The organism is Alteromonas sp. MmMcT2-2, from assembly GCF_022348305.1.
GTDB classification, from domain to species: Bacteria; Pseudomonadota; Gammaproteobacteria; order Enterobacterales; family Alteromonadaceae; genus Alteromonas; species Alteromonas macleodii.
Genome location: NZ_JAKRFA010000012.1, coordinates 101277 through 107901, shown reverse-complemented (window position 1 = coordinate 107901; position 6625 = coordinate 101277). Strand labels below are relative to the sequence as shown.

Below are 6625 nucleotides of genomic sequence, written 5' to 3'. Positions count from 1 at the left end.
TTGAACACTTAAGGTAAAAATCGACTAGCCAACGATGCGTTGATCTGAGGTGTTCAAATAAAACCGGAATGGGTGTTCAAGTAAATCGGAATACGCAGCTGCACCGCCTACTTCAGACGTATTGTGCTGCATTGCAACTTCCATAAATGCTGTGGTTTCGTCGCCAATTTTATAGTCGAACTGACCAATAAAGCCCACGCGCTCAGAAGCCGGTATGGTTAAACCAAATGGGCCATAATCGAACAGACAGCTGCCTGACGCCGTTGCGCTGTCTTCCGGACAGTCAGGGTCGATAGTTTTAACGCCGTCTACGTAGAAGTAGCCTGGGTAACCTCGTGACGAACGGAAGTCCATACCGCCATAAGGAGATTGGTTGGCTGTACCGTAACGACCCATTTCGTCAGCGCCGAGCGTGCTGTTGTTGAAATAGTCGATGATAACTGTAGCACTGCTTTTTTCGCTTTGAGAGCCCCATAGAATACTGGCGGTGGTCTCATCATAGCTTGGGCCTGTTGTACCACCATAACCTGCATTAATCTCTAGACCTTCGTAGTCTTTCTTCAGTACTACGTTTACTACACCTGCAACAGCGTCTGAGCCGTAAATCGCAGAGGCGCCGTCTTTTAAGATATCGATACGTTCGATGGCGGATACAGGAATAGAGTTAATATCAACGAATGAGTTAGTGATACTTTCAGCAAAGGCACTAATTGCCACGCGACGTCCGTTTATTAGAACAAGCGTTGCATCTGGCCCCATACCTCTGAGGGATACCGCTGCCGCGCCATTGGCTGTAGAGTCTTGGCTGTTATTGCGCGTCGAGAAGGTACCCGCACCGGTGGCCGGCATACGCTCGAGTAGTTGTTGAAGGTTTTCATAGCCCATGCCTTCAATCATTGTTGCATCTATTGATTGAATAGGTGAAGGGCCTTCCATATCTGTACGTTTGATACGAGAACCGGTGACTGCAATTCGTTCAAGGTTGGCTGCTTCTTCGTCAGCTTGCTGTGCATACGCAGGAGATAGAGAGGTTAATCCTGAAAGTGCTAATCCCACTGCAATTGCACTTACTTTACGACCTTGTTTCATTGTTATTTCCTTATTTCCATTTTACTTGTTGTGTGTTTTTGCAACACGATGATGTTGCAGATTTATCAATAGCACTCCTAATACTTAAGTTGCAATAGGGTAAAACACGAAAGATGTGACACTTGGTTACAAAGTGTGTAAACCGAGTATTACTAATGTGAATTTGAAATAAGGGAATAGGGTATTATTGCGAAGCGTAAAAGCCTTGGGACAATGCTTCTACAACAAGACTAAATAAAAAAGTGGAATAAAACCCGTGCGTTCTGATAAGAAACAGAAACGCACAAATGGTAGTATTTTAGGTATTAAAAATAGTGCCTACTTTTTCGTGTAGATAACTTTTGATGGTAAACGCAGCTGATCTGACCAGTGACCGGGTGTTTAAAAATTGAGCGTAGGTAAAGGTCTATTTGCACTAATGTAAAGAGAATTTATCCTCGACATCTAATAAAGAGAAGTGAAAAGCCTGTCTTTTCGCGGTAAATACATATCGTCCGGATCTAGTGAAAATGCAACAGCGTTGGCTTTGCCCTGAATTTCTTCAATTGGAATGAAGCCATAATAACGAGAATCAACGCTATTGTTCCTATTATCCCCCATTGCCAGCACGTGATCTCTAGGTACAGTGACCAAGTTAAAGTTTTTCGCAGGGCTAGGTAATGGGTTAAGCGCTATGGTTCGTGTTTGGCCTAAAATCTCCTCGGAATAAAGATTGTGATCTTTGGCGCTTACCGTTGCTTTTTCACCATTGATAAAAAGTACGTTGTTTTCTAATTTGACCTTGTCACCTTCAATGGCAACCACACGTTTAATGAGTCTGGTTTCAGCTGCATTACTGTCAATGATTACAATGTCACCGCGATTGATGTTACCAGTTTTCGCGACAACAACGTCTGTGAACGGTAATTCTAGCGTGTAGGCTGATTTATCAACCACTACGCGGTCGCCTACTTGAATGGTGGGCTCCATAGAGCCTGTAGGAACATAATACCAATCAGCAACACTGCTTCGAAACGAGAAAAGCAAAACCATAAATAAAATGAAAGGCAGGTTGTTCTTAACGCTCTGTTTTAGATTTAACACGGCTTCGGTTCTCACTTTTCGTAGATTGCTCGTTAGTTCAAAGTTTTATTACGACATGGCTTGTGTAATAGATGTAGATTGTAAATTACCTAATTTGTTCAAAATTGAGGTGTGGAAAATGTAACGAACTATGTCGGTAGCTAATTAAGTTTGCTCTAGCTGCCGGGTATTGAGTGTTGATAAAAAGCAATAAAGCTCATAAAAATCATGTATTTATTTTTCTCTCTGTAAAAAGTGAACGCTGCTTCTTTAGGCATGCTAAAAATGACCGAAAAAGGAATGTCATGGCACTGGTGGTGCACTTGTGGTACTTGTTACGTTTTTGATTGGCAAAGAATAAAACAATGCTTAAAACATTCAAACGAACAAGAATGTACACTGCAATCGCTGTAATAGCGCTAAGTTCAGTATCGATAGGGTGTACGCATAACACCAATTACCCTCAAAATGCACAAACAGCTACCAACATAACTAGCGAAGCGAACTCTAATGCGGATACAACTACCGCTTCCTCGAATACGTCATTATTCAACGTAGACTACGAGCGCTTTACCCTGGATAACGGGCTTACTGTTGTGCTGCACGTTGACAGCTCTGACCCTGTTGCAGCTGTCGCCTTAACTGCCCACGTAGGCTCAGCCAGAGAAAAGGAAGGGCGAACGGGTTTTGCACACTTATTCGAACACTTACTTTTTCTCGAATCAGAGAATTTAGGAAAAGGCGGTCTTGATAAACTCAGCGCCAAAATTGGTGGCTCTGGTGCAAATGGATCGACGAGTCGTGATAGTACCAATTACTACCAAACGGTCCCTATTGATGCCTTAGAAAAAATGATCTGGGCTGAGGCCGATAAGTTGGGTTTCTTCATTAATACCGTGACAGATCCTGTGCTCGCTAAAGAAAAGCAAGTGGTGAAAAACGAAAAGCGCCAGAGTGTGGATAATCGCCCTTATGGTCACAATCAATATGTGATTGATAAAAACCTTTATCCTGAAGGGCACCCGTATAGTTGGCAAGTGATTGGGTCGTTAGAAGATCTGCAAAACGCAACGCTTGCTGACGTGAAAGAGTTTTTCAAAAAATGGTATGTACCTAATAATGTGGTGCTTACCATCGCGGGTGATATTAACGTAAATCAAACTAAAGCGTGGGTTAAAAAATATTTCGATGAAATTCCTGCGGGAGAGCAAATCAATAAATTACCGCCCCAACCTGCGAAGCTCAATGAGACTATAAAACGATTCCATATAGATAATTTTGCACAAGCGCCACTTTTAACTATGGTGTGGCCAACCGTACCTGAATATCACGATGACTATTATCCACTTCAAGTACTTTCTCAGTACTTAAGCCAAGGCAAAAATGCTCCGCTGAACAAGGTGCTTGTTGACGAGAAGAAGCTCACCAGTGATGTTTATCTTTATGGCTATGATGCTGAGATTGCTGGACAGCTACAACTGCAGGTTATGGCCTTTAATGGCGTGAACTTAAACACTGTTGCAGATGGAGTTAACGAAGCGTTCGCCCGCTTTGAGAAAGACGGGATTTCTTCAAAGGATTTGGCGCGTATAAAAGCAGGTCAAGAAACAGAATTTTATCAAGGACTTTCAAGCGTCTTAGGTAAAGGTTTTCAATTGGCGCAATACGAAATTTTTGCGGGCGGGGCTGAATTTATCAGCCAAGATGTTCAGAAAATTCTGGGCGTTTCACAACAAGATGTAATGCGTGTTTATAGCACCTATATTAAGGATAAACCGTTTGTGGCCACCAGCTTTGTACCTAAGGGACAGCAAGAGTTGGTGTTAAGCGGCTCTACAGAAGCTAATGTAGTGGAGGAGCAAATTGTCGCGGGGGCGGAAGAGAGCTTTGATGCGTCAGTTGCGGCTGAATACGAACGTACTCCGTCATCGTTTGATCGCACGAAAGAGCCTGCTTATGGTGAATCAATAGAAATTACACCACCTAAGGTTTGGCAAAATACACTGTCGTCTGGCATCAAAATAACGGGTATTGCTAATGACGAAGTGCCATTGGTCGCGTTTGAGTTAAAGCTGGATGGTGGCATGCTTCTAGACTCAGAAGGTAAAACAGGAACCGCCAATTTACTTGCCGCAACTTTGCTTAAAGGTACGGCGGAAAAAACACCCGAGCAGCTGGAACAGGAAATTGAGCTTTTAGGCGCTTCTCTGGAGGCCAGTGCTTCTGAAACTGACATTACTATTAGCGGAACGGTCTTGTCTAAGCACTACAGTGACTTAATGCAGCTTGTCACTGAAGTGATACTTTCTCCTCGCTTTGATGAACAAGAGTTTGAATTAGCTAAAGACGATACAATCAACCAGATTGAACAAATAAAAGCGAACCCTAATGCCATTGCATCGGTTGAGTTTAAAACACTGCTTTACGGAAAGGCGCATCCGTTTGCTCAAACGGTTCTTGGTGATAAGCAAACTGTAGATGACACAACGCTCGAAGATGTTAAGAAGTATTACGAGAAATACTTCACACCGTCATTGGCAAAGTTCCATGTTGTGGGAGACATCAAACAACAGGACGTTGTAAAAAGCCTAGCGCCACTTAATGCGCGATGGTTACCAAAAGATGTTACTTTTGCGAAGGTACCAGAGCCCAAGCTGCCAGAAAGCGCCCAACTCTTTTTCTATGACGTGCCTGGGGCTAAACAGTCAGTGCTTTATTTCGGCCATTCCGCCCCGAATGTTACTCATGATGATGCTTATAAAGTCAGTGTGATGAATTATCGTTTAGGCGGGGGCGGTTTCGCCTCACAGCTTATGCAGGAACTACGTGAAAACAAAGGCTACACCTATGGCATTCGTTCATCGTTTTCTAGCGATAAATATACCGGTGAATTCACCATACGAAGCGCCGTAAGGTCGAACGTTACCTTAGAAGCAACGCAAGCTATCATGGATATATTAGCAGAGTTTGGTGCAAACTATTCAGATGAAGATTTAGGCGTTACGAAAGGATTCACACTTAAATCTGGTGCAAGGGCGTTTGAGACGCTAGGCGCTAAACTGAGTATGGTTAGCGAAATCAGCGATTTTGGCTTGCCCAATGATTACGTTTTACAGCAAGAAGCTGAGGTGAAAGCGTTAACCGTGGGTGAGATAAAGCGCCTATACGGTGAATATGTACATCCTGATAAGATGATTTATTTGATAGTAGGGGACAAAGATACCCAGTTTGAGCGTTTAGAAGCGCTTGGGCTAGGGCAACCAACCTTGTTAAACCCTTAGTTCATGTTTGACGTTTTGCGAGCATTATAACGACCGGCAATAAAACCAAAGCCCTTGTGAACAGCGTTCACGCGGGCTTTTTTATTAAAATGGGTGCTATATCTGAAATAGGCAAATTTATTGTGACCAAAAACGTGCTTAATCAACGTAACCTAATAGGGAGGTCTGGTGATGCCTGTTAAGTAGCTGTGTCGTAGACCAAATACTATGTAATTGAGGTAAACGTCCTAGTTAAGCAAAGAGTTGCAGGAGGCATGAGTGACAGAAAAAGTGAAGGAGTCTGGGCATAGAGAGCAAGACGTTGCCCTTAGTCATACTGAAGAAAAAGATGTACGAGATAATCAGAGCTTAAATTCTGTTTCTTTGTATGCCATTGTCCACAGGGAAGGGTTAGAAGAACTTCAACGTCCTATGATGTCATTGTGGTGGTCTGGTGTGGCAGCAGGCATTGGTATCTCGATTTCAATTCTTGCTGAAGGAATTCTGCATCACCTCTTTGCAAACTCTCCCAATCAGTTTGTTATCGAAAACCTGGGCTATACGGTTGGTTTCGTGCTGGTGATTGTTGGTCGCCTACAGCTATTTACCGAAAATACGCTGTCAGTTATCCTGCCTTTGCTAAGCAAGCCATCGGTTAACATGGGAGTGTGCATCGCGCGCTTGTGGGGCATTGTCTTCGCCGCCAATATGTTCGGCACCTTTTTGGCTGCGTTTTTCAGCTTTTCGCTGCAATCTGTTCCACCAGAGCTGGTTGAAGGGATGACCGCTATTTCTGAACATTATGCCAAGCTATCACCGTCAGACGCCTTCTCATACGGCATTATATCTGGGTTTATCATTGCCGCTATTGTATGGATGAAGCCTTCGGTTAAGCATTCTCAAATATTGATGATAGTTATTTTTACTTATTTAATTGCTATAGGAAATTTTACGCACGTGATAGCCGGTTCAACAGAACTTTTCTTGTTAGCACTGCAAAATAAAATAAGCGTTCTTGAAACACTCTCACTAATTGGTGCAACATTACTAGGAAATATTGTGGGCGGAACGGGGCTGTTCGCGCTGCTGGCTTATGGCCAAGTGGTAAGAGAAATCGAGAAATAGAGAAGTCAAAAAGTGACCCTTGGTGTGCAAACAGTGGTTAATTGAAATTAGCTGCGTTATAACATTCCGTTTAAACCACTAAGGGATTA

General features: G+C 43.1%; 3 protein-coding genes and 1 pseudogene. 2 read left to right on the top strand and 2 right to left on the bottom strand.

The annotated features are described in order from the left end of the window. Positions 1 to 99: 99 nt before the first annotated feature. Both MHM99_RS09645 and lepB read right to left on the bottom strand, forming a co-directional pair. Positions 100 to 1089: pseudogene (locus MHM99_RS09645) on the bottom strand (TonB-dependent receptor plug domain-containing protein); the annotation flags it as partial. A gap of 444 nt (positions 1090 to 1533) precedes the next feature. Next, a complete protein-coding gene (gene lepB, locus MHM99_RS09640) occupies positions 1534 to 2187 on the bottom strand; it encodes a signal peptidase I (RefSeq protein WP_049588638.1) in 654 nt (217 codons plus the stop codon). Positions 2188 to 2516: 329 nt separating this feature from the next. Between lepB and MHM99_RS09635 the strand changes: the two genes are divergently transcribed. Continuing rightward, positions 2517 to 5432, top strand: a complete 2916-nt coding sequence (locus MHM99_RS09635; RefSeq protein ID WP_343213278.1) for a pitrilysin family protein — start codon at positions 2517 to 2519, stop codon at positions 5430 to 5432. Between the two features lie 258 nt (positions 5433 to 5690). Then, entirely contained in the window at positions 5691 to 6536 is an 846-nt protein-coding gene (locus MHM99_RS09630) for a formate/nitrite transporter family protein (RefSeq protein WP_049588640.1), read from the top strand. Positions 6537 to 6625: the final 89 nt, after the last annotated feature.

What these genes read in the sequence shown, in the direction of transcription:
- MHM99_RS09635 (WP_343213278.1), top strand. Translation starts at nt 2,517, where the DNA reads ATGCTTAAAACATTCAAACGAACAAGAATGTACACTGCAATCGCTGTA.